The organism is Peribacillus frigoritolerans, assembly GCF_030676415.1.
GTDB classification, from domain to species: domain Bacteria; phylum Bacillota; class Bacilli; order Bacillales; family DSM-1321; genus Peribacillus; species Peribacillus frigoritolerans_A.
This window is the reverse complement of sequence record NZ_JAUUTW010000085.1, coordinates 1-701: the sequence shown is the minus strand read 5'-3', so window position 1 is coordinate 701 and position 701 is coordinate 1. Positions and strand designations below refer to the sequence as shown.

At 40.2% G+C, this 701-nt stretch carries 1 protein-coding gene; it reads left to right on the top strand.

Annotated elements, in window-relative coordinates; translation table 11 throughout:
- The coding region (locus tag Q8G36_RS28570) for a transposase (protein ID WP_305163139.1) at positions 1-557 on the top strand (557 nt) is incomplete at its 5' end.
- Positions 558-701 lie beyond the last annotated feature (144 nt).

Sequence of the window (701 nt, the reverse complement as noted above, 5' to 3'; positions counted from 1 at the left end):
TTACTCGTTATCGAAAAAAATTGATTCATCATCGCACATCAGAGCAGAATCGCATTCACAAAATCCTTCAAGATGCTAATATCAAGCTAACATCCGTTCTATCAGACATTTTTGGTGTATCGGGACGCCGTATCCTTGAAGCGATTCTAAACGGTGAAAAAATAGAGACCGATGGTCTTCGAAAAATGGTGGATTGGCGAACAAAAGCAAGTATTACTGACATTGCCAATGCAATTAATGGTCGGATTCGTCGTCATCATCGTGATATGTTGCGTTACCATTGGGAGCATATGAGTTATTTAGAAAAAGCCATAGAAGAATTGGAAAAACAAATTGATCAACTCCTGTCCCCCTATCGTAAGGAAGTAGAATTATTGGATGGTATACCTGGTGTGAACAAAGCTGCCGCAGCTACTTTTATTGCAGAGATGGGCGTGGATATGTCCGTATTTAAGTCGGCTAAACATCTTGCCTCTTGGGCTGGTGTGAGTCCCGGAAATTACGAAAGTGCTGGTAAAAAAAAACGAGTAAAACCACACAAGGTAACAAAGCTTTGAAAACGATGGCCGTAGAGTGTGTATTAGCAACATCAAGGCAAAATAATCGAATTGCTTCACATCGAAAAAGGATTACTAAACGACAGGGGAAAATGAAGGGACGAATCGCTTCTGCCCATTTACTATTAACGATTACTTACAACA